The organism is Fontibacillus phaseoli (genome assembly GCF_003337355.1).
GTDB classification, from domain to species: domain Bacteria; phylum Bacillota; class Bacilli; order Paenibacillales; family Paenibacillaceae; genus Fontibacillus; species Fontibacillus phaseoli.
Genome location: NZ_QPJW01000015.1, coordinates 1 through 21,805 on the forward strand (window position 1 = coordinate 1; position 21,805 = coordinate 21,805).

23 protein-coding genes are annotated in these 21,805 nt (G+C 50.6%); 3 read left to right on the forward strand and 20 right to left on the reverse strand.

Annotation, left to right across the window (positions count from 1 at the left end):
* Positions 1–411 precede the first annotated feature (411 nt).
* The 3 genes from DFP94_RS22275 to DFP94_RS22285 form a co-directional block, all read right to left on the reverse strand.
* Positions 412–1,293, reverse strand: a complete 882-nt coding sequence (locus DFP94_RS22275) for a diacylglycerol kinase (protein WP_114498683.1) — start codon at positions 1,291–1,293, stop codon at positions 412–414.
* A gap of 312 nt (positions 1,294–1,605) precedes the next feature.
* Positions 1,606–2,385: a sirohydrochlorin chelatase gene (locus DFP94_RS22280; RefSeq protein ID WP_114498783.1), complete on the reverse strand. Its 780-nt coding sequence runs from the start codon at positions 2,383–2,385 to the stop codon at positions 1,606–1,608.
* Between the two features lie 71 nt (positions 2,386–2,456).
* Positions 2,457–2,747, reverse strand: a complete 291-nt coding sequence (locus DFP94_RS22285) for a YerC/YecD family TrpR-related protein (protein ID WP_114498684.1) — start codon at positions 2,745–2,747, stop codon at positions 2,457–2,459.
* 250 nt (positions 2,748–2,997) lie between these two features.
* Between DFP94_RS22285 and DFP94_RS22290 the strand changes: the two genes are divergently transcribed.
* Positions 2,998–3,486 (forward strand): hypothetical protein, encoded by a 489-nt coding sequence (locus tag DFP94_RS22290; RefSeq protein ID WP_114498685.1) that lies wholly within the window; start codon positions 2,998–3,000, stop codon positions 3,484–3,486.
* Between the two features lie 16 nt (positions 3,487–3,502).
* Here the strand turns inward: DFP94_RS22290 and corA are convergent, their stop codons facing one another.
* The 4 genes from corA to DFP94_RS22310 form a co-directional block, all read right to left on the reverse strand.
* Positions 3,503–4,462 carry a magnesium/cobalt transporter CorA gene (gene corA, locus DFP94_RS22295; RefSeq protein ID WP_114498686.1) on the reverse strand — a complete coding sequence of 320 codons (960 nt, stop codon included), beginning with the start codon at positions 4,460–4,462 and terminating at the stop codon, positions 3,503–3,505.
* A 92-nt stretch (positions 4,463–4,554) separates the two neighbouring features.
* Positions 4,555–5,544 carry an inorganic phosphate transporter gene (locus DFP94_RS22300; RefSeq protein WP_114498687.1) on the reverse strand — a complete coding sequence of 330 codons (990 nt, stop codon included), beginning with the start codon at positions 5,542–5,544 and terminating at the stop codon, positions 4,555–4,557.
* Positions 5,545–5,631: 87 nt separating this feature from the next.
* Complete coding sequence (locus DFP94_RS22305) at positions 5,632–6,246, reverse strand: DUF47 domain-containing protein (protein WP_114498688.1); 615 nt, start codon at positions 6,244–6,246, stop codon at positions 5,632–5,634.
* Positions 6,247–6,436: 190 nt separating this feature from the next.
* The gene (locus tag DFP94_RS22310; RefSeq protein WP_114498689.1) at positions 6,437–7,516 is read right to left on the reverse strand and encodes a DUF3048 domain-containing protein; all 1,080 of its coding nucleotides are present in this window, start codon (positions 7,514–7,516) and stop codon (positions 6,437–6,439) included.
* A 148-nt stretch (positions 7,517–7,664) separates the two neighbouring features.
* Here DFP94_RS22310 and DFP94_RS22315 point away from each other — a divergent pair, with 148 nt between their 5' ends.
* Positions 7,665–8,174: a DoxX family protein gene (locus DFP94_RS22315; RefSeq protein WP_114498690.1), complete on the forward strand. Its 510-nt coding sequence runs from the start codon at positions 7,665–7,667 to the stop codon at positions 8,172–8,174.
* Between the two features lie 20 nt (positions 8,175–8,194).
* Here the strand turns inward: DFP94_RS22315 and DFP94_RS22320 are convergent, their stop codons facing one another.
* The 3 genes from DFP94_RS22320 to DFP94_RS22330 form a co-directional block, all read right to left on the reverse strand.
* Complete coding sequence (locus DFP94_RS22320) at positions 8,195–8,986, reverse strand: DODA-type extradiol aromatic ring-opening family dioxygenase (RefSeq protein WP_114498691.1); 792 nt, start codon at positions 8,984–8,986, stop codon at positions 8,195–8,197.
* A gap of 107 nt (positions 8,987–9,093) precedes the next feature.
* Positions 9,094–9,921, reverse strand: coding sequence for an alpha/beta hydrolase (locus tag DFP94_RS22325; protein WP_114498692.1), 828 nt, complete (start codon positions 9,919–9,921; stop codon positions 9,094–9,096).
* A gap of 116 nt (positions 9,922–10,037) precedes the next feature.
* Positions 10,038–10,259 (reverse strand): hypothetical protein, encoded by a 222-nt coding sequence (locus tag DFP94_RS22330; protein ID WP_114498693.1) that lies wholly within the window; start codon positions 10,257–10,259, stop codon positions 10,038–10,040.
* A 327-nt stretch (positions 10,260–10,586) separates the two neighbouring features.
* Here DFP94_RS22330 and DFP94_RS22335 point away from each other — a divergent pair, with 327 nt between their 5' ends.
* Positions 10,587–11,288 (forward strand): DUF1129 family protein, encoded by a 702-nt coding sequence (locus DFP94_RS22335; RefSeq protein WP_114498694.1) that lies wholly within the window; start codon positions 10,587–10,589, stop codon positions 11,286–11,288.
* A gap of 84 nt (positions 11,289–11,372) precedes the next feature.
* Here the strand turns inward: DFP94_RS22335 and DFP94_RS22340 are convergent, their stop codons facing one another.
* The 10 genes from DFP94_RS22340 to purH form a co-directional block, all read right to left on the reverse strand.
* A complete protein-coding gene (locus DFP94_RS22340; RefSeq protein ID WP_114498695.1) occupies positions 11,373–12,746 on the reverse strand; it encodes an erythromycin esterase family protein in 1,374 nt (457 codons plus the stop codon).
* A gap of 27 nt (positions 12,747–12,773) precedes the next feature.
* Positions 12,774–13,526, reverse strand: a complete 753-nt coding sequence (locus DFP94_RS22345) for a hypothetical protein (protein ID WP_114498696.1) — start codon at positions 13,524–13,526, stop codon at positions 12,774–12,776.
* Positions 13,523–14,221, reverse strand: coding sequence for an ABC transporter ATP-binding protein (locus DFP94_RS22350; RefSeq protein WP_114498697.1), 699 nt, complete (start codon positions 14,219–14,221; stop codon positions 13,523–13,525). The genes DFP94_RS22345 and DFP94_RS22350 overlap by 4 nt, the downstream gene beginning before the upstream one ends.
* A gap of 29 nt (positions 14,222–14,250) precedes the next feature.
* Positions 14,251–14,625: a GntR family transcriptional regulator gene (locus DFP94_RS22355; protein WP_114498698.1), complete on the reverse strand. Its 375-nt coding sequence runs from the start codon at positions 14,623–14,625 to the stop codon at positions 14,251–14,253.
* Between the two features lie 39 nt (positions 14,626–14,664).
* Positions 14,665–15,429 carry an ABC transporter permease gene (locus tag DFP94_RS22360; protein WP_114498699.1) on the reverse strand — a complete coding sequence of 255 codons (765 nt, stop codon included), beginning with the start codon at positions 15,427–15,429 and terminating at the stop codon, positions 14,665–14,667.
* Positions 15,422–16,390 carry an ABC transporter ATP-binding protein gene (locus tag DFP94_RS22365; protein WP_114498700.1) on the reverse strand — a complete coding sequence of 323 codons (969 nt, stop codon included), beginning with the start codon at positions 16,388–16,390 and terminating at the stop codon, positions 15,422–15,424. The genes DFP94_RS22360 and DFP94_RS22365 overlap by 8 nt, the downstream gene beginning before the upstream one ends.
* 653 nt (positions 16,391–17,043) lie before the next feature.
* On the reverse strand, positions 17,044–18,306 hold the full coding sequence (ilvA, locus tag DFP94_RS22370) for a threonine ammonia-lyase IlvA (protein WP_114498701.1): 1,263 nt from the start codon (positions 18,304–18,306) through the stop codon (positions 17,044–17,046).
* 169 nt (positions 18,307–18,475) lie between these two features.
* Positions 18,476–18,697: a hypothetical protein gene (locus DFP94_RS22375; protein WP_114498702.1), complete on the reverse strand. Its 222-nt coding sequence runs from the start codon at positions 18,695–18,697 to the stop codon at positions 18,476–18,478.
* A gap of 78 nt (positions 18,698–18,775) precedes the next feature.
* On the reverse strand, positions 18,776–20,047 hold the full coding sequence (purD, locus tag DFP94_RS22380) for a phosphoribosylamine--glycine ligase (protein WP_114498703.1): 1,272 nt from the start codon (positions 20,045–20,047) through the stop codon (positions 18,776–18,778).
* Positions 20,048–20,242: 195 nt separating this feature from the next.
* Complete coding sequence (purH, locus tag DFP94_RS22385; RefSeq protein WP_114498704.1) at positions 20,243–21,790, reverse strand: bifunctional phosphoribosylaminoimidazolecarboxamide formyltransferase/IMP cyclohydrolase; 1,548 nt, start codon at positions 21,788–21,790, stop codon at positions 20,243–20,245.
* Between the last annotated feature and the right edge of the window lie 15 nt (positions 21,791–21,805).

Consider the following 21,805-nt stretch of genomic DNA (forward strand, 5'->3'; position numbering starts at 1 on the left):
TGGAGAGAAACGAAGTAAATGCGTTTAAAATTGCCGTATAACTCCGTCTAACTAAGGTTTGATCCTAAAGTGTCCAATATTCGGGGGCCCGGCCGTATTTTTATGAAAAAAGGACTTTTGCGCGTGGATCCCTCAATTTAGCTGTAGGTTCTACAGTTAATGCTTCACATTTAGCCGATTTCTCAAAATTACCTGTACAAAATCCAGTTAATTGTCGCCCTACTTGGCCTATGGGACACAAAGCGCCCATTAACCAGCCCCAACGGCCAACATTGGCCTCGACCGGCAACCCTCGGGGATGAGAACCACCTCTCATCCGCACAGATCTAGTTAGTTTAACTAACAAAGAGCTACCTTCGCCGAGTACCAGACACTTCTAGCATAGATTACCTTTTACGCCGAACCTCTTCGCTAGGCGAAGATCCGCAAATGCTGCGGCAAAATCTCGAACACGCCTGGCAGTTCCCCGCCGAGCTCGCCGTCGAGGTTGAGCAGCACGTTATCCGGAGAAGTCACTTCCATCCGCTTCGTCTTAAAGTAAATGACGTGCGGATCATTGAAATGATCGCCGCGGAGCGCCATCGTCACCAGACGGATAAACTCCGCCAGATTGCATTTCTTCACGGCGATGACATCGAGCAAGCCGTCGTCAATTTCCGCGCCGGGAGCGAGTTTCTCGAAGCCGCCTACGGAATTGCTGTTGGCGATCAGGAACAACATGAAATCGCCCTCCATCAACTCATGGCCCTCGGCGTCGATGATGAGATGAGTCGGCGACAAGCTGGCCATCTTCTCGATTCCCTTCATGTAATAAGCCAACTGGCCGATCAGGGTTTTGAGCCGGCTCGGCACTTCATAAGTTAACTCTGTCAGGGAGCCTCCGCCGGCAATATTAATGAAGTGGCGCCCGTTCACCTTGCCGATATCGATCGGCCTGGTCTTATTCTCGATCACCAGGTCGCAATAATCCTCCCAACGCTTAGGGATCTTCATGGCACGCGCAAAATCGTTGGTCGTGCCGAGCGGAAAAATACCCAACGGGGGCAAGTTATCCTTCCCGGCCAGTCCGTCCACGACTTCATTTAAAGTGCCGTCGCCGCCGGCCGCGATAATGATGTCGTATCCGCGTTCCACCGCATCCGCCGCTTCGCGCGTGGCGTCCCCTTCCCCTGCCGTAGCATGGCAGGAGGTTTCAATTCCGGCCTTATCCAGCCGATCAAGGACGTCGGGCAATAGCCGACGCATTTCTTCCCGCCCGGAGGTCGGATTATATATTAGCCTAGCTCTCTTCATTCCATTAACGCCACCTGTTTTTTTATAGAGGTTGTTCATAAACTCATCTTTTAATCACGAGGCAGTTCGAGAAGCTTAATCGACTTCGAATCTTGAATTCAGCCGGGCCTAGCCTATGCTTTCGAAGTCGTTTTCTACGAAAACGTGTAGCTCCGCTACTCAGTTCCTAGCTTCATCCGACCTAAAGCGTTTTGAAAAAACGCTCATCGGAAGCATAAGCTTCGATGCTTAAAACCTGACTTTCTGAACTTTCATTATGGAGATTGTTCATTGTAATAGTTGTTCAGTAACTATTAACCACCTGAACTCCCATTATAAACTCAATGACTTCATTATATTCAATATTTGCCCATACATCCAGCGGGCGAGGAAAGGATGCGGCAGCAAGGCATCTCCGGAATACCGGAAAATCAGGCCGGTGAGCCTGGAAGGAATGGCCGTCTTCGTAAAATAACCCGCGCTCAGGAAGAGCGGTGCCACGATGACGTCATAGCCGCGCTCTTCGCTCCAGTAGCTCACTTTGCGGCGTAAGCTGTCGGGATTGAGCAAGGCAAAGTCGGCACCCGCCAGGCCGCTGAGTTTGCCCGTGCGCGCCGCCAGCGAGGAAATGCCCCGCTCCCAACGCTGCAGGAAACCTTCATGAATGCTGCCGTGGCCCACCAGCAGCAATATCTCCCGCTCCGGCTTGCTCGACAAGGCCTTGACCTTGTCCCAGACCATCTCGGCGATGACGGGGTCGTCGTCGACCGGATCGCCAAAAAACACGCGGGCGGAGATGCGGAGACGCTTCATGTCGGTCTCTTTCTCCGGCGTGTTCTTAACGCCAAGGGCGTATGCAATTTCATCGATATGCGTGCTTCCGGACGATACGAACAAGGGAATGACGATCAGATCGCTCACTCCCTGCGCCTCCAGCCGGTCGATACCATCCTGAATAAGCCTGCCTTCTACAATTTCAAGAAAGGAGGCTTCGACCGGCAAAGTATCCGGCAGGTCAGCCGCCGCCGCAGCGACGGCTTCATCCACCAGACCTACCCACTCAGGGTCGGGCGAACCATGGCTAATAACCAGCACGCCGGGTTTGAACGGCATGTCCGCATTTCCGGCATGGTTCCCCCCGGACAGAGTCTCCTCCCGCCCCTGTTGGCTAAAAAAATCCATACTTAACGTCCCAAACGGTCCAGCGACATTTTATAACCGTCATTGCCGTAATTCAAGCAGCGTTTGACCCGGGAAATCGTCGCCGTACTGGCGCCGGTCTCGGCTTCGATCTGGTTGTACGTGTTCCCCTTGCCAAGCATTCTCGCTACCTCAAGACGCTGGGAGAGCGATTGGATTTCATTGACCGTGCACAAATCGTCAAAAAAGATATAACATTCCTCGATGTCTTTCAGAGTAAGAATCGCTTCGAATAATTGATCAATCGTTTTATCATTCAATTTCTTAAGCTGCACTAGATAATCATCCCCTAATGTTACTGTAACCACATTCTCATTGTACTGTAGCTGAGTCCCCCTTTTCAAGCATTAACGATTTCACGCATCACAGAAAGAACGCCCAAATCCGGCAATTGCCTATCAAACCGGGACATTCGTCTATACGCCTTTACCTCCGGGCACATACAGTATAGTAAACAAACGCCTAAAAAGGCGGGTTTACCGGGTTCAAATTTCAACAAAATTTTAAAAAAAGGAAAGTGATACAATGCCACATTACCGATCTCCCCACCGGAGCGCTACGCCGCCTTCCTATCCATACAGCGACTTTTATCCGGGGATTAACTCTTTTGAATCCTCAGACTTACCGATCAAAGCCGAGGCCTCCGCACTGGCTCCCTTCTCTCCGGCGGCCGGAGGTTCACTCACTACGTTGCCCGCAGCGGCAGCCGATACGGCGGCCAGTACGGCAAGCGGATTCTCCTTGGCCAATATCGGCGGCATGATCGAACGGCTGGGCGGCATCGAAGGGATTCTTGCCACGATGGGAAAAGTGCAGAAAGTCATGCAGACCGTGCAGCAATTCGCCCCGATGGCCAAAATGTTCGCCGGATTGCTTCCAGGCGGAAAAGGGCCCAAGGTGCAGGGCGGAAATCTCGACGAGTATAAGCCTCAACGCCGTCGCCGGAGCAAAAAAGGCCGCAAGAGCTCCTCTGGCTCCCGCAGCCGCAAAAAGACGGTCAAACGCCGCCGCTGAACCTGCGGCGGCGTCTTTACTTGAACCAGCCGCGTTTCAGAAACGCGAGAATCATCCAGACACTTAGCAAGACCATGATCCCCAACACTGCAAAATAGCCGTAGCGCCAATGCAGTTCTGGCATATGTACAAAGTTCATCCCGTAAATTCCGGCGATCAAAGTCAGTGGCATAAATACGGTAGTGATGACGGTCAAGGTCTTCATGATTCCGTTCATACGGTTGGAATTCAGCGAAATATAGGAGTCGCGCAGATCGGCGGTCATCTCCCGGTCACTCTCGATCATTTCCCCCAGCTTCAGCAAATGATCATAGATATCGGCAAAATAGGCCCGCGGCTCCTTTTCCCCTTGAATATGCTGCGAATTCAAAATGCGGTACATCAGGTCCCGCATCGGCACGATTGTCCGGCGAAGCTTGAGCAGCCTGCTGCGCAGATCAAACACCTGGTTCATCAGGAGCTCGACGGACTCGCGGCTACCCCGCTTTTCCAGTTCATCCAGTTCGTCCTCGACCGCATACACGCAGGGAAAATATTGATCCACTAGCGCATCAATGACCATATAGGCCGCGGCAAAGGAACCGCGCGCCCAGGTTTTCCGGTTTTGCGCCCTTATAGCGAGACTGTCCCATGCTTCATCAATTTCTTTCAGCCTCTGATGATGGAATGAAACCAGATATTTGGGTCCGATAAACAGATTCACTTCAACCGTTCCCAGCGACTCCGGATCCAGAGCATGGAGGACAAGAAACTGGTAATCCTCATAGTAATCTACTTTCGGCCGCTGCAAAATGTGCAGGCAATCCTCGATAGCCAGCGGGTGAAAATGAAAAAAGCTGTCCAACTTCTCCGCTTCTTCGGCGCTCGGCGCATTAAAATCCACCCAGCTCCAGCCATATTTCGAATCTCCGATCGCCTCCAATGGAATTTCCGTTTCCACCTTATGGTCATGCGTAATCCCCATCACTCGAATCACGGCGACTTCTCCTCTCACTTTTCATACGTAAATACGAAGAAAAGCCAACCTCGGTCAGATTGGCTTTGTATTCATAGGTTTAATTCGCAGGTTTAGAACAGAATCTTATATATTAGGCCTGAAAGTACGGCCACGATCGGAATCGTGATCACCCAGGCAATAACGATCCGCCCGGCCAGCGACCATTTGACGGCGGAAAACCGCTTCGCCGATCCTACGCCAAGAATCGCCGAGGTGATGGCATGCGTGGTGCTGACCGGCAAGTGAAGCAGCGTGGCGCCGAATATTACCGAAGCGCCCGTTAGGTCGGCCGCAAATCCGTTGATCGGTTCGATTTTGAAAATTTTCGTGCCCATCGTTTTGATGATTTTCCAGCCGCCGATCGAAGTTCCCAGAGCCATTGCGGTTGCCGCGGAAAGCTTAACCCACAGCGGAACTTCCATATGATCCTGATACTTGGCCGTAACCAGCGCGAAGGTGATAATCCCCATCGCCTTTTGGGCATCGTTGGTCCCATGGGTGAAGCTCTGGATCGCCGCCGTAATGATCTGCATCGTACGGAAGCCTTTATTGACCGTATGCGGACTGCGTTTGGCAAAAATCCATTTTAATATCATCATAATGATGTAACCGACAACAAATGCGATAAGCGGGGAGAAAACCAAACCTTCGATAATCTTCGTAAAACCGCTCATGTTCAGCTTGTCCGGTCCGGCGCCGACATAGACGGCTCCAGCCAGGGCGCCGATCAGCGCATGCGACGAAGAAGAAGGAATCCCGAACCACCAGGTAATGAGGTTCCAGATTATCGCCGCGAGCAGCGTCGCAATCAACACTTCCAGCCCGTTGTCCAGCTTGGCGGGGTCCGCCACGCTGCCGCCGATTGTCTTCGCCACCCCGGTAAACATAATCGCCCCGAGAAAGTTCATGACAGCCGCCATCATGATTGCCGTCCGCGGCTTCAAAGCCCGCGTAGAGACTGAAGTAGCGATCGCATTTGCCGTATCGTGAAACCCGTTGATAAAGTCGAAAGCGAGCGCCAGTATGATAACGATGAGAATAATTAGTATACTCGTATCCATATCTTTTTTGCACAGACCCTGGTTTCTCTATATATGAATCCGCGCAATCCCAACCTCCCGAAAATCGATTGTAAATCCTGGCTAAACTTATGAATTGCGCATAATAATGGATTCCAGCATATTCGCTACATGTTCGCAAGCATCGGTCGTCGTCTCCAGACGCTCATAGATTTCTTTCTTTTTAATGAGAACGATCGGATCCGTCACTTTTGCAAACAATTCATTGATGCAGATTCGCAGCAGTTCGTCGCCTTGATTTTCCAGGTCATTCAAGCGAATCGTATATTCGCGGATGGCCAACAATTTCTTTTGGGAAAGCAGATGGATCGCTTTTTGGATTTCATAAGCCGAGTTGCGCAAAATTTCCGCAAAGTGGATAATATGCTCATCGGGCTCGTTAAGATGATACATGTAAAAACGGGATGTCGTCGCTTCCAAACCGTCCATGACATCGTCCAGCGTTGTCGTGAGGTTCATGATGTCATCTCGTTCAATGGGAGTAATAAACGTCTTGTTTAATTCGACAATAATGGTGTGTGTGTATTCGTCGCATTTGGACTCAAATTCCTTCATTTGCTTGGCAAATTGAGCCACATCCTTAAATTCTGTCACCTGCTGGGCGAAATAATCCGCCGAATGCACAATCGTATCGGCCATGTTCTCTAAAGTTTGGAAAAAGATGTCCTTTTTCTTCACTCGCATCTCGGTTCCCCTTTTCTCTACGTGTCATTTTTACACTCCTGTAACACACTTGAATATTCTAACACAACTCGTCATTCTATAGGAAATAATGTCGCAAACATTTCACGTTCATTTGCTTATATTTACCCTTGCTTTCCCATTCTTATCCTTGAGTCTCCACAATCATACAAGATTTTCAGACACTGACTGCCTACTTGATCGTCACATGGCTGTCGAAGTCCGGATGATCCGGAACGACATTAAAATAGGTAGTTCCAGGAACAAAGGGAACCTCCACATTGTCTTTCACGAAACGGATAACGTCATCCGGCCGGTGAATCCACTGTCCCCGGATTACCTTGCCCTGCTGGAACAACAGCGCTTCTCCTCCCAGATTGAGGTCGACGCCCAACCGTCCGACATCGTCGAGCACTTTATGCTCAGCGCCTAACACGACGACATTGGCGGCGGTCAACGTCTCCCCCGTGTCCAGATCGGTATGCGGACTGCCATTGATGGACCTTTTATATAATTGAGACCCCGTATCGTATTCATAGGTTACCTTGTAATTGTCCAGTTGGAACTTGATCTCCACCGAGCTTGCCGGCTCCCCGGTAATAAGTTCGTCCTTCTCCCGGAAAGGATAGGCCGGAACCTCCAGATCCTCGGTATCATATTTGCGCTTGGCCGCGCCTTCCAGCAGCTTCTCAACGTTCGAGTATAAATTATGCGGCGCTTTCCGCGATTTATCCCGCCAGAAATAAGCCCCGGCATTCGTGATTTCATCCAGGTCTTCTTTGTGCTGTTGCTGCAGAACAGCGTACGCGTCGTTGCTTGCACCGGCATGCACCAGAACCCCGTGATAGCTTTCACCCAACCCGATCATGTAAGGACGGATGCTGCGGATCGGACCGATTTTGGCTTCTTCGGCATGACTATGAAAAATCGACACTAGGCGGGTCACTCCACCCTCCGCCAACACTTCAAAAACGATATCCGCTCCGCCCAGACCCGACTGAGGCCGTGCGGCAGGAGCATTATTGATCATGATCGCCAGCGGGCGCCGGGTCAACGGTTCCTCCAACGGCATACCCGTTAGCGGAGCCGTATATGCAGAACCTCCGGTTTCCTCAGAATCGGCAGGCGGTTCGTTATTTTCGCTAATCACCGGGACCGAAGACTCGTCCGCCGGAAGCGAGACTCCTTTATTCTGGCCGCAAGCCGAAAGAAACAGCAGGAACGCCGACAACAGCAGGAACAAAAAACTGATTTTTGTGATGGATAATTTCATAATTCCTCCGTCTGACTATGTATTACTTTCATTATACGTCGAATAAAGTCGCGCCGAAAAGAAATAATTGTAATCGAATAGCAAGAAAAGTCGAGCAATTATTTAAAATTTTAATTATAGTATAAATATAATAAAAGGAGGTATGTAGATGTTTGTCCATTGGTTGAGGAACAACGTGATCGCTTCATGGCTGCTCGCCGTGATCCGGATCTACGTCGGATTTGAGTGGTTGACTTCAGGCTGGGGAAAACTTACAGGCGGATTTGACGCCAAGGGGTTTTTGATCGGAGCGATTGAAAAAAGCGGCGGTGAACACCCTGCCGTGCAAGGATGGTGGGCTTCGTTCCTTGAGCATTTTGCCCTGCCGGGCGTAGGATTGTTTAATGTGCTAGTGCCCGTGGGGGAAGTACTGGTCGGGCTTGGCCTGATCGTGGGGCTCTTTACCTGGACGGCCGCCTTGTTCGGCATGATCATGAACTTGGCCTTCTTGTTCTCGGGAACAGTCAGCAGTAATCCGCAGTTGCTTCTCTTGCAGATCTTTATTACTGTTGCAGGGGCAAACGCCGGCCGAATCGGACTCGACTATTTTGTACTCCCCTATTTACGGAGGCTGTTTGGCCGGAAAAGCGATTACGGTTCTTTTCCCGGAACCCGGTAACTAAAGGGTCAATCGACCCTTTAGTCCTGGCCTCCAAACATCCAACAATTTAAGCTCAGGCTCCCGTACTCGTAGTCCTGGTAAAGTTTGCGGGCTTTCCGCTCATTGTCCGCGGCTCCCATGGCATACAACAGCGGGATAAAATGTTCATTGGCATAGGATGGAACAGCTTCCTTAACGTGGGGAGCTTTTTTGTCGTAGTCAAACAAGGTGCGAAGATCCCAACGGCTCAGCTGTAACCCGATCCAGTCGTCAAAAAGGACGGCCCAGGACGACGGCGCTGCCCCTTCTGCACCAAGCAGGCGCAAATTGTGAACAAGCCCGCCGCTGCCAATGATGAGTACATCTTCCTCGCGCAGTTTAGCGAGCATCTTGCCGATTGCATATTGCTCTGCAGGGGAACGCTTCGAGTCTACGGAGAGCTCCACTACGGGGATATCGGCATCCGGGAACATGGCGCGCAGGATCACCCAAGCCCCGTGATCAAGACCTCTTTCCAAGACGGATTGGTAGGGCAAATTGTTGGACTTGAACAGGGAACCTATTTCCCGGCTAAGCTCCAGGTCTCCGGGGGCCGGGTAATGGATCGCATACATTTCATCCGGAAATCCGTAAAAATCATGTACCGTCTGATGCAACCTCTCTTCGGTGACCTGCTGAACCGGCGAATCCCAATGCGCTGAAAAAAGGATCACCGCCCGCGGCCGCTTCAGCTTCTCCTGTCCCAATTGCCGAAGAAATCGAGTGTAATTGTTATCTTTTGTCGCCAGGGTAGGGGACCCATGGGCTAAAAACAATGCAGGCTGAGCCATATGTTCGGCCTCCCGTCAATGCAAATGGTATACTTCCATTTTATCCTGAAAGGAAGTCATTTACCACTTTCATGAAAAAAGCATTTTTCGGTAGCCTATTCTTATTCTTAAATCATCCAATGCTGCCAGTCGCTTTGCTTCGCTTCAATTCCGCCAAGCCACTCGCACGTCTTCCGGAGCAGTTGTTCCCGGGTATCTGCGGAGGAATACGTATGGTCCGCCTGGAAAATGATCTCTTTGTCGCAGCGGCCTTCCGGCCGCATCCAGAACACCTTTTGATATAGGAACGCATAGTCGGTCGGAATGGAATCGTCGGAAGTACCATGAATAACCAATACATCGCCCGTAAATTTGACCGCTTCCTGAAATGGTTGATAGGTACCGAGCGATTCGAAAAACACGGGGGTCAGCCCATAGCCCAAATAATCGGCCGATCCTTCCTTGATCGACTGGTCGTACACTTTGCGTCCGGTAATTTTTACGATATCGTTAAACGGATAACCGACGGCGGACCAGAGAACAAGGTTTTTAACCCGCCGGTCCCGGGCGGCTGTGAGCAGCGCGACCATGCCGCCAAGGCTGTGACCGATCAGCGTCACCCGGGTCGGATCGATGTCGCCGATGCCGAGCGCGTAATCCAGCACCGCTCTGGTTTGGGCGATCATGGAGTCGATTCCTTCCCGCCCGTAGTCGCCGCTGCTCTCTCCGCAGCCGATATAATCGAATCTGACGACCAGGTGACCTTGTTCCGCAAGGTCCCGCGCAGTCTTCACGAACAATCGGTCTACCCCGATCCGGCTCCCGACAAATCCGTGGCAAATAACAACGAGCGGAACACGATCCTTGCACCGCCCCGTAGACTTAACAGCTGCTGCATAGTGAACGCTGGCCGCAATCTGTTCTTCGCCATGATGAATAATGATTTGCCGTTCCATTTCCATTCCCCCTGTACTTGCAATGCTAATTTTATATTAATCCGATAAGTTTAATGTGAATAATATTTAAACTTATCTTAGCATCGCCCCAACAGGGTGTCAATCCTCTTCCTAATTCATTCATACGATTGGCTAAAATAGCTCTTGGTCAGTTCATTTCCTTCCCATTGATTCATAAAGAGATAGTCCTCAGGCTGGCTCGGGCCCGCAGATAGTTCATCTCCCGTAATTGATTCCATTGTTTCTTCTTCGCCCACGACTTCCTCCAGGCCCCCCCGGGAATGGCTGTTTAATAAATAACGGCGGGTCAGTTCCGATTCATATTTATCGTTGTCCATACCTCTGATGCCTCCTTCTACTTTTGCTGTAGTTTCGACAGGGAGGAAGACATTTTATTCCCTGTTCAAAAAATAGACAAACTTCCGCCCCGCAAAGCTCCCGAACTTCTTCTTTTCCCCTGGTTATGGCTTATATATCTTACTTTGGATGCGAAGTTCCTGGATCCTGATTCTTCAGTCATATAAGGCCGACCACGAACGGTCACTTCCGAGGACCCTTGCGAAAGTGACAAAATTTGCAGTATACTACTGGAGAAAATCGGAAAATTTAAATGCAAAATGGGAGATTCAATCAAGATTTGCACAGCTTGGGAGGAGAGGAAATCATTGTACATTCATGAGATGATTCATGAAACTAAAATGTTAAGACAGCAAATGAACCCGGCTAATGAGTCCTATTTCGGGGAAATGGTCATGTACATCCGATCCGGTTCGAGTTCCTTGACGGAAGCAAAGGGAGAAGAAGTGCTGCTGGGATTGGCCAAGCAAATCATTAAGAATCAGGATAAAGGCATTTCCGCCGCAGACCTCTTTGGACCGGACGCAGCCGCCTACTGCGAACAACTCGTGGATGACGTCAACATGCGTAAACCGCGCAGTACGAAGGATAAAATCAAGTATTACACGATGATCCCCTGGGTTGCCTTGACCTGGGTGTTCTTTATCTACATGATTACCGGATTTTTCAGCAAGTGGTTCGGCGGGGAATTGGAATATACCCTGATCAGCAGCGCTTCGTTGCTGCTGATTGCCGGGCTTTCCATCGTGTTGATGGAACTGGTCACCCGATTTCTCGGTCCCACGACTAAAAAACACGAGGAGGAACAACAAGCCACGGTCGCCTCTCGCAAATTCGATCCGAAGGCTTTCGCCATGTACCTCGTCATCGCGGTCGGCCTAGTCGCCATAGGACTGCTATTGGGCCGGATCATGCCCTCCTTTACCGTGTCGCCCTGGGACAGCTTGATCATCTTTGTCATCGGGATCCTGGGGCAGAAATTCATTTTCGGGCGGCGAACCAAATCATAACATCATAACCTGTATCAAAACCTAAAAAGGAGCCCGGCTGCCATGTAATGGCTTCCGGGCTCCTTCTGTTTGCTTGCTGCACATTTATTTGACAGGGGTTGGCGCTTTAACCTTGTCAATGACGATAATTCCGTCGTATTGCTCCTTAGGGATGAATCGCATCACATTCGGCAGAACCTGCTCTGTGGTCATTCCGTCCTCGGAAGCATAGATCTGCCTGAACATCCATGAATTCTGCTGGTTCATCACTTGTTGAGTACTCAAATCAATAAATGAGTTCGCATAACCGCTCTGCATCACCAGGTGCTCGAGGCTTCCTTTTATCGCGGGCTGGATGGTAAAGGGCTTATTCGAAGTAATGGTCGCCGATGAGCCTCGATTCATGTAAAGCCCGATCACGTACATTTTGTCTTTCAGCTTCCGATGCATTAATTCGCCCATGCTCGTAAAGCTGTTAATCCATTTCCCTTCTTCCTTAACCAGCATTTTCGAAGTGTTTTTGGCCAAATGATCATTGTGGGCCCATAGAATCACTTTTTTTCCTGGATACAGCGTCTTCATTACCCACTCCAGATTTTCGGTCATTAAGATGTCCCGGGAGGAATATACGTCCTTTACATCCTCCAACCCACTCTCCAAAAAGGCGACATGATCGCTTAATGATTTCAGAAAAACATCATCGATATGAGGCTGGTCAGGATAATAAGCTTTTAGTTCGTTGCGGTTCCGCTCAACATACTTGATGACCTCCTCGTATTGAGGCACATACTTGTCGATCACGGCCTGCATTTCCTTTAAGTAAGCCGGATCCTTGCTGAAAGGGGCGCCGGGGTATTTATTGAGAACATCGTACCAATCCGTGATCGCCTGCAGTTCCATCTGGAAAAAGGCTTTCCCTTTGTCGAAGTTCAGCTTTGCGATCCCCTCGCCAATAAACTGGGTCAAATAAGCGCTCGTAAACTGGTTGTCATATCCCGCCAGGTACAGCGGGTCGTCCCCCTTGCCCTGCTCCTTGATATAATCGAACAACTCCAAGGTTTCCTTGGAATGCCAGATCGGAAATATCGAAGCGCCCATCATCTCCTCCGCAGAAAGGGAATCCTGAGTCTCGAATACGGCGACCGCATCCCCCATTCCCGATTCGAAAGCGATGACGTCAAAATCCATCTCTTCGTGCAAAAATTTGATTAGTCTTGTTTTTATGCTGCTGTACTCCGCCACGTTGTGAAAATTCTCCCCGAGGCTTACTACCGTCTTGTTCTTCAACAGCGGTTTCAGAAAGGCGAGGTCGCTAAAATCCTCGGACTCCAGCGACTTCAACTCATGAGCGTTTTGCCGCAACCATTCCTTTTGACCACGTTCAGCCGCTGCCGAAGCGTTTGCGGGGACCTGCAGTATGGAACAGGCAACAATTATAGATAACATTACTCCGACCAGTTTATTCAAACCCATTTTCATCTGATTCACACATCTCCCGGCATATCTCTATATTTTTATTTTTTTACTCAACAAATATATAACGGCATAGAACATCATCCCCGCGTACAGGGCTTCCATCAAGAACGGAGCCCAGTCCAGAATAGGACTGCCGCTCGTTATCTGAACAACCTGATCATTCGTACCCGCTTGAAAAACTTTATAGCCTAGAATGGAAGAATCGCTATTCCCGAACAGCAGACCCTCGAACCAGCTCATCAAGGTAATGATCACGAAAAAAGAGAAAATTCCAATCCAAGTTCCGGCTTTTCCCCGCACGCTGATGCTCGCACCGATGGTAATGGACGTGAACAAGATCAGTAATAGAAAAATACAATTCCACGCCATAGCCAATACAAGCAGGAGCCAATCCTTCCAGCTTGCCAGTCCCAGAAAATGATTGAACGACATGCTCGAATAATAGATATATATCAGGGCGTGTACGAGCATTATGACCCCAAACGCAGCAGCCGAAATCATGCCGAGCAGCAGTGAAGAAAGTAAGGTTCGGGCCGGGTGAACCGGCAGCAGTCTGCGGTTGTATGCTTTGATATTGGCTTCAAAGGTTTTGCAAACGAGCACCAGCAGGATAATGCCTGCCGCTAAATACAACATCACCGAGAAGGCGATCATCACCCTCTCGTCCCAACCCTTTATATTTCCGATGACTGCCAACAGGGTTTGAACAATCACCAGAACTACCGCTATGCCTGAAAAGGTATTGGCATTCCGTTTCCAATCGTATTTCAGGAGTTTCATCATTCCGCAAACACCTCTTTGAACATGTCATCCACGCTTTTTCCGTGTTTAAGCCGCAAACCCTCTACTTCTTCCTGTAGAACGACCTCTCCGTCACGGATAAAAATCACTTCATCAAAAATCCGTTCAATATCCCGAACGAGATGGGTCGAGATCAGCAGGCTGCTATCCTCGCTATAAAATTCCACGATGGCATCCAAAATTTTGGTCCGGGCTACGGGATCAACCCCGCCGATCGGTTCATCCAGCAAATAAAGCTTGGCCTGGCGCGACAGCGTTAACGTCAATTGCAACCGTTCATTCATGCCTTTCGACAGCGAACTGACCCGATCGCGTTCATGCAAATTCATGAAGTCGAGCATTTTCCTTGCCTTTTCCTCATCGAAATCGGAGTAAAAATCGCGGTAGAACCCCACCGCATCCCGGACCTTCATCCACGACTCCGTCAACGGATGGTCCGGCATGAAAGATACCACCGATTTCGTAGCGAGTCCGACCGGTACGCCCATGACGGTCGTCGTTCCCGCAGAAGCCGGCATCAGTCCCGCGGCTATTTTCATCAGCGTGCTCTTACCGCTGCCGTTCGTGCCCAGCAGCCCGATAATTTTCCCGGGTTCCACGCCGAAAGATATATTGTTTAGCGCCGACTTGGAACGGTATGACTTCGACACTCCCTTAAACTCCAATAGTTTTTCCACCCTTGTTTCACACCTCCCTTGACAGCTGATTACGGACGTTCCTCCGAATTCACGGCTTCGGCGACAATCGCCGCGATATCCTCGCTCGAAAAACCAAGCTCCTGCATCCCTTTAATGAACCGCTCCAGCAAATCGCCGGCCATCTCTTTTTTTATCGTCATAATTTTATGTTCCTCACTTGTCACGTATCTTCCGAGACCTCGTTTCGTTTCTACGACCGCTTCGCGTTCCAACTCCTGAAACGTGCGCTGCACGGTGTTCGGATTAATCTGCAGCTCGGCAGCCATTTCCCGTACGGAGGGAATCTTATCTCCCGCTTTTAGCCTTCCGGTTACAATCTCCCGTTTGATAAAATCCATTATTTGCATGTAGATCGGCAGATTATTGTCAAATTCCACAGTCACAATCGGGCCCTTCCTTTCCGCCCGTATTCAGGCCATTTATTAAGCGACATCCCGTTTTTTAAACGTAACAAAGCTTGTTCCAAGAAACAAGACCATATATACCGCAAGCACGATCAGCGAGAACGCCAGCGTCATGCCCTGAATCGGCGGAGTGCCGCCTTCCAGATATACCGACAAGTCCACGTTCGTGAAGAGAACGTACTTAATAATGTCGTATCTCGATAATAAACCGACGACCAGGCTCTCGATCAGAACCAGAATCATGCCGACTCCAATCGTAGCCCCGGTAGAACGGGTCAATACGCCGATCATAAACGTAACCGTAACATAGATCAGACTATACGCCAGTTGAACCAGTAAGGATAAAAAAACGTCATTCCATCCGAGTTCCCTGGCATGAAGACCGAACAACAATCCTCCCGTGAGAAGCGAGAAGCCGGCCGCAAACAGGGACAAAGACAAAATGTAAACCAGTACGGACACGTATTTGGCGGCCAGAATTTTGCTCCGGCTCTGCGCCCGGATCAGGAGGAGCTTAATCGTCCCCAGGCTATGTTCTTTGGGCACGGAACCGGCCGTCCCGATGATCGCCAGGAATGTAAGCAACTGCCCCATGCCGTTTTTAGTAAACATAGCGGACGTGAATTCCAGGCCTGTAGGCATTCCTTCAGCCGAACCGAATTGTTTCATCATAAAAGCTACCAGCGCAATAACAACGGCTATTGCTGCGTAAGGGATAAAGAAACTGCGTTTCTTGAACATTTTCAGCCATTCATTCGTTACCAATTTTCCGAAACTAAGCAATGCGGTTCCCTCCCGTCCATTTCAAGAACTCATCTTCAAGCGATTCCTTGATCTCCTCGATCCGATACAGGGCGATTCCTTCGGCGCCAAGCGCTCCTACCACCCTCGGAATATAAGCATCCCGGACCGAAATGATCACTTCGTTCTTTTCTTCCGACACCTTCAGAATCGAAATTTCCTCCATCCGTTCCAGCCGTGCCTTCGCCCGTTCCGCGTCATCCACCCGGAAAGCGACATTAACCCGTTCAGCCGGCGTCCCGTCTTCACCCGAAGCTCCAAGACTTTGAACCGTGACCAGCTTGCCTTCCTGAATCACCACGACCCGGCTGCACATCAGCTCCATTTCCGCCAGCAAATGGCTGGACACGAGCACCGAAATGCCTTCTTCGTTCGCAATCCGCTTCAGGTAATCGCGCATTTCGCGAATCCCCGCCGGATCGAGGCCGTTCGTCGGTTCGTCCAGGATGAGGATCGACGGTTCATGTAACAGTGCTTGTGCAATTCCTAAACGTTGCCGCATCCCGAGCGAATAGGCCTTCACTTTTTTCTTCATCGCGTTTTCAAGCCCGACCAGCTTCACTACATCACGGATTCGTTCCTCCGTAATTCCTTCCGTCATCCGCTGATACTGTTTCAGGTTATCGTGACCGGTCATATAGGGATAAAATTCCGGGTTTTCGATGATCCCGCCTACATGGGCAATCGCTCCGGCAAAATCATTCCGGATGCTCTTCCCCTTGACCAGCACGTCTCCCTCCGTCATTCCGATCAAACCTACGATCATCCGGATCGTCGTCGTTTTCCCCGCCCCGTTCGGTCCAAGCAATCCGACGATTTCTCCTCTATGCATCTCAAAAGAAAGCCGGTCAACAATGTTCCGGTTTTTAATCCGCTTGGTTACTCCTTTAACAGAAAGCACAGGTGCATTGTCCGTGTTTTCATGTAAAGAATGTTCGTTCATTACATTCACTCCTTAACTTTATTCGTACTAGTGTTATAGTTGAATAGTACACTAGTATTTCAAATTTGTAAAGCCGATTTCTGGCAATAAAAAAACTGAGACTAGTTGGCCTCAGTTTTTTTCACACGCTATGTTATGCAGGGATGCCCGGTGAACTCCGGCTGATGAGATAGCCTAATTCTGCTCAGAACCGTATTCTTACTCTACGGAATACTTCTCATTTTGTGCAAAAGCCCCACTCTGCTCTGCTGAACACACCTAATTCCGTACGATAACCACACTGTGCTCTGCTGCATACCTCTTATTTCGTGCGGCAACCCTCTCTCCGCTATGGATCCCTTCTTTAACGGACACCAGGGACCTTAATTCGCCAAAATCAGTAACTTTATCATTCTAACGGACACAGCGGACTTTATTTACTCTAAAAGAGGCCAAAATAGAGACTTTTCTTCCGGTTAAGGGCTCAGGTGTCCGTTAGATTTTTAAATCAGCGTTTTAGCATCAATTAGCGTCTCTGGTGTCCGTTAGAATCAAATCGACAGTTCAGGCCAAGTCAGATCAGATCATGGCGGATCAGTTCAGTCAGTTCAGTACAATTCAGTTCAGTTCAGTACAATTCAATTCAGTTCAGTTCAGACCAGTTCCCGTACGGATCAAATCAGCAAATTGAACAAATTCAGATCGCGGTTCAACTCCGTATAAGGGATGCCTTTAGCCGCCATCCGATCGACCAGCGCTCCGTAATCGTCCTTATCGCTTAGCTCGATGCCCACCAGGGCCGGGCCGTTCTCCTTGTTGTGCTTCTTGGTGTACTCAAACCGCGTGATGTCGTCGTTCGGACCGACAACCTGTTCCAGAAACTCGCGGAGCGCTCCCGCCCGCTGTGGGAAATTGATCATGAAGTAATGCTTTAACCCTTCGTAAATGAGCGAACGTTCCTTCATTTCCTGCATCCGGTCGATGTCGTTATTGCCGCCGCTGATAATGCAGACGACCGTTTTGCCTTTGATCTGCTCCCGGTACATGTCCAGTGCCGACACCGGCAACGCCCCCGCCGGCTCGACAACGATGGCGCTGTCATTATACAGTTCCAGGATCGTTGTGCACGCTTTACCTTCGGGAACTTTGACGATATCGTTAAGCATTCCCGCGCATATTTCAAAATTCAGATCACCTACGCGCTTTACCGCCGCTCCGTCAACAAACTTGTCGATCTTGTCCAGCGTAACGACTTTTTTGCGCTTGATCGCTTCCGTCATCGAGGCCGCTCCGGACGGCTCCACACCGATCAGCTTTGTTTCCGGGCTTACCGTTTTCAAGTAGGTGCCTACGCCCGAGATCAATCCGCCGCCGCCGATTGTCACGAAAACATAGTCGGCCGGAGTATCCAGGCTCTCCATGATTTCCATCGCAATCGTCCCGTTTCCGGCCACGATCTTGGGGTCGTCGAACGGGTGAATGAATGTCATTCCCCCTTCATTGCATGCTTTCATCGCTTCTTCATAAGCGTCGTCATACGTGTCCCCGGTAAGAATCACTTCTACCGACGTACCTCCGAACCGCTTCACCTGCTTAATCTTCTGGTTCGGCGTTGTGCTCGGCATGAAAATTTTGCCCTGGATCCCCAGCGCATTGCATGAAAAGGCTACTCCTTGAGCGTGGTTTCCCGCACTCGCGCACACAATGCCTTTGGCCAGCTCCTCCTGGCTTAAGCTGCGAATCATATTATATGCTCCGCGGATTTTAAACGAGCGGACAATCTGCAAATCCTCTCGCTTCAAATAGACTTTGCAATCGTATTTGGCCGATAGGGTCGGATCCAGCTGCAGCGGAGTACGTCTTACGACTTCTTTCAGTACATGGTGCGCACGCACGATATCTTCCATTCCGACAGTATGCCTTTCCGTATGATTCATCTCTATCTCCTTCCTTTATGTTTCTCTCATTCTTCTAAAGTTACACCCGAATCGACCGGGGTTCAAGAGGTATCTTCATAATAGCGATTTCATCGTAAAAAATCAGACAAACGCCCTTTGGCCAGCTGCGGATCAGCTTCGACCAAAGGGCGTCCTGCGCAAAACAACATCAGCGCTTTTTAGGAACGAGACTTGGTTTGGGTTGTACTTCCACCTTGTTCACATGGGCGATCTCGGTCAACTTCCATTCCGTTTCGCCCAGCACAAGATCGGCGGGAAACTCTTCTCCCTTTTGCAAATAATTCTCCCGACCGAGTTCATCGGTGTACACCCCTTCCACTTCCACCTTTTCGCGTGAAACCGGAAGCATGTCCTTATTCTCTTTGCTCACTGCAGATCGCCTCCTCTTTCGATAACATCTCCAAAAAGGCGGCTATTATCCGCATCTAAATCTCGACTAAATCCGTTATTATACCAATGCCTTGGCAGCAATGTCAGTACGGTTGTGCTTGCCTTCGAAAGCAATGCGGTCCGCCGACGCGTACGCCTGATTCCTGGCTTCGGCGATATTCCGGCCAAGTCCGACGACGCCAAGTACGCGTCCGCCGTCCGTCACCCATTCGCCGGCTTCATTCTTGGCTGTTCCCGCATGGAATACAAGCCCCTCGCTCTTTACTGCGTCGTCGAGCCCTGAAATCGGAAGGCCCTTGGGATAAGAAGCAGGGTATCCGCCAGAAGCCAAAATGACGCAAACCGCGGCTTCTTCGCTCCACTCGATCTCCGCATCGGCCAGCGTTCCGTTAACCGCCGCCAAAAAAATCTCCAGCAAATCGCTCTTCAGCCGCGGCAGGACCACCTGGGTCTCCGGATCGCCAAAGCGGGCGTTGAACTCAATCGTCTTCGGCTTTCCGTCCGGCCCGATCATCAGCCCGGCAAAAAGGATCCCCCGGAAATGTCGTCCTTCCTGAACCATCGCTTTCGCTGTCGGCTTAAGGATAGTTTCCAGCGCCTCTTCTATGATGCTGTCCGCGATATGGGGCAACGGAGAATAGGTGCCCATTCCCCCCGTATTCGGCCCCTTATCGCCGTCGTACACCTGCTTATGATCTTGGGCGGCCGCCATAGGACGCACCGTCTCCCCGTCCACGAACGACAGGATCGACATTTCCTGTCCCGCCAGAAACTCCTCGATCACAACCTGGCTGCCCGACTCTCCGAATACCTTGTCCACCATGATCTGCTTAAGGGCCAGTTCCGCTTCTTCCCGGGTAAATGCAACCGTTACGCCTTTACCCGCGGCCAACCCGTCCGCCTTGATGACGATCGGCACAGGCTGGGCCTGCAAGTAAGTCAGCGCCGCTTCGTAATCGTCAAACTTGTCGTAGGACGCCGTCGGGATTTGATATTTTTTCAGCAGATCCTTCATGAAGGTTTTGCTGCCCTCGATCAATGCCGCATTTTTCCGTGGCCCGAACACCGGAATGTCCTTCGCTTCAAATGCGTCGACAATTCCGTCAACAAGCGGATCATCCGGCCCGACGACGACGAGTCCGACCTGCTTCTCCTTCGCAAAGTCAGTCAACCGTTCGAATTCGTGGACCTGAATCGGAACCAGCTCCGCGATTTGCCCGATTCCGGCATTACCCGGTGCGCAATAAATGATGCCGGCATTCGGACTTTTGGCCAAGGACCAGCAAATCGCATGCTCGCGTCCGCCGCCGCCGATTACTAAAATATCCATACAGTTCCTCCTACGTATTTCCGGGCTCATCCCGTAGATTCATATGTTGCATTAACGACCGCGACCCTTTTCCGAATCTAAAAATTTCTTAATTAACTAGTCAGCTTTAACATGTCGCTCATCCAACATGCGGTTCAACTTCATCTCGTTAAAAAGGCAGGGCCGCCGCAGCGGTCCTGCCGTCCAGGCCTTAGCTTAATGTTTGAAATGTCTTACGCCGGTGAACACCATCGCAATGCCATACTCATTGGCTACTTTGATCGATTCCTCATCCTTAACGGAACCGCCCGGCTGAATGACCGCCGTAATCCCCGCCTTTGCGGCGATCTCCAGCGTGTCGCCCATCGGGAAGAACGCATCGGAAGCAAGCACGCTGCCTTTGGATTTGTCTCCCGCTTGCTCGATGGCGATCTTCGCCGATCCGACCCGGTTCATTTGACCGGCCCCGACGCCAACCGTCATGTCATCCTTCGCCAACACGATGGCGTTGGACTTCACATGCTTAACTACTTTCCAGCCAAACAGCAGCTGCTTCAATTCTTCTTCCGTCGGTTTGCGATCCGTTACAACCTGCAGATCGCTTTCGATCAAAGAGTGAACATCGCTTTCCTGAACGACCATGCCGCCTTCGATTGAAGTGACGACAAACTGGCTGCTCCGGCTGGCCGCCGACTCCAAACTTCCAAGCTTCAGCAAGCGAATGTTTTTCTTCTTCGTCAATAACTCCAGCGCTTCCGGCGTAAATCCAGGCGCCAGAATAATTTCAAGAAAAATTTCTTTCAGCAGCATCGCGGTTGCTTCATCAATAATCCGGTTGGCCGCGACAATCCCGCCAAAGATCGATACCGGATCGGCATCGTAGGCCTTGCGGTAGGCTTCGTAGATGCTTTCACCAACGCCGACCCCGCAAGGATTCATATGTTTTACGGCCACTACGGCCGGTTCTTCGAATTCCTTCACGATTTGCAGCGCCGCATTTGCGTCGTTGATATTGTTGTACGACAATTCTTTGCCGTGAAGCTGCTCGGCTGTCGTCAGTGTGTCGGCTGCAGCCAGCGGTTTGCGGTAGAATGCCGCTTTTTGATGCGGATTCTCGCCATAGCGGAGGTCCTGGATTTTCTCATAAGTCACCGTATAACGCTCAGGCAGCGGATCTCCGGTCACGTTCGACAAATAATCGGAGATCAGCGCGTCGTAAGCCGAGGTATGACGGAATACCTTGGCCGCCAGCCGCTTGCGCGTTTCAAGAGATGTATCTCCGCCTGCGCGGACTTCATCCAGAACGATGCCGTAATCTGCCGAATCGACAACTACGCTGACAAAGGCATGGTTCTTGGCCGCTGAACGCAGCATGGTTGGCCCGCCGATATCGATATTTTCGATCGCATCTTCATACGTAACATCCGGCTTGGCGATCGTCTCCTGGAACGGATACAGATTTACCACGACCAGATCGATGTAATCCAGCCCCAGTTCCTTCATCTGTGCTTGATGCTCCGCGCTGTCGCGAACGGCGAGCAAGCCGCTGTGAACGGCAGGGTGGAGCGTTTTGACACGACCGTCCAGAATTTCCGGAAAGCCTGTAACATCGGAAATCCCGATGACAGGAACGCCCTCCTTCGACAATAGATTCTTCGTGCCTCCTGTCGAAATGATCTCCACACCCAGCTGTGACAATTCACGGCAAAACTCCACGACGCCTGTTTTGTCAGATACGCTAACGAGCGCTCTTTTGATTCCCACGATTCGCTCCTCCTT

Bases quoted from the DNA above. Each gene is read 5' to 3' on its own strand.
- DFP94_RS22310 (WP_114498689.1), bottom strand. From the start codon at position 7,516: ATGAAATTATCCATCACAAAAATCAGTTTTTTGTTCCTGCTGTTGTCG.
- DFP94_RS22320 (WP_114498691.1), bottom strand. From the start codon at position 8,986: ATGGCTCAGCCTGCATTGTTTTTAGCCCATGGGTCCCCTACCCTGGCG.
- DFP94_RS22275 (WP_114498683.1), bottom strand. From the start codon at position 1,293: ATGAAGAGAGCTAGGCTAATATATAATCCGACCTCCGGGCGGGAAGAA.
- DFP94_RS22305 (WP_114498688.1), bottom strand. From the start codon at position 6,246: ATGCGAGTGAAGAAAAAGGACATCTTTTTCCAAACTTTAGAGAACATG.
- DFP94_RS22330 (WP_114498693.1), bottom strand. From the start codon at position 10,259: ATGGACAACGATAAATATGAATCGGAACTGACCCGCCGTTATTTATTA.
- DFP94_RS22345 (WP_114498696.1), bottom strand. From the start codon at position 13,526: ATGATGAAACTCCTGAAATACGATTGGAAACGGAATGCCAATACCTTT.
- DFP94_RS22290 (WP_114498685.1), top strand. From the start codon at position 2,998: ATGCCACATTACCGATCTCCCCACCGGAGCGCTACGCCGCCTTCCTAT.
- DFP94_RS22280 (WP_114498783.1), bottom strand. From the start codon at position 2,385: ATGCCGTTCAAACCCGGCGTGCTGGTTATTAGCCATGGTTCGCCCGAC.
- DFP94_RS22315 (WP_114498690.1), top strand. From the start codon at position 7,665: ATGTTTGTCCATTGGTTGAGGAACAACGTGATCGCTTCATGGCTGCTC.
- DFP94_RS22340 (WP_114498695.1), bottom strand. From the start codon at position 12,746: ATGAAAATGGGTTTGAATAAACTGGTCGGAGTAATGTTATCTATAATT.
- ilvA (WP_114498701.1), bottom strand. From the start codon at position 18,306: ATGAATCATACGGAAAGGCATACTGTCGGAATGGAAGATATCGTGCGT.
- DFP94_RS22325 (WP_114498692.1), bottom strand. From the start codon at position 9,921: ATGGAACGGCAAATCATTATTCATCATGGCGAAGAACAGATTGCGGCC.
- purD (WP_114498703.1), bottom strand. From the start codon at position 20,047: ATGGATATTTTAGTAATCGGCGGCGGCGGACGCGAGCATGCGATTTGC.
- DFP94_RS22365 (WP_114498700.1), bottom strand. From the start codon at position 16,390: ATGAACGAACATTCTTTACATGAAAACACGGACAATGCACCTGTGCTT.
- DFP94_RS22300 (WP_114498687.1), bottom strand. From the start codon at position 5,544: ATGGATACGAGTATACTAATTATTCTCATCGTTATCATACTGGCGCTC.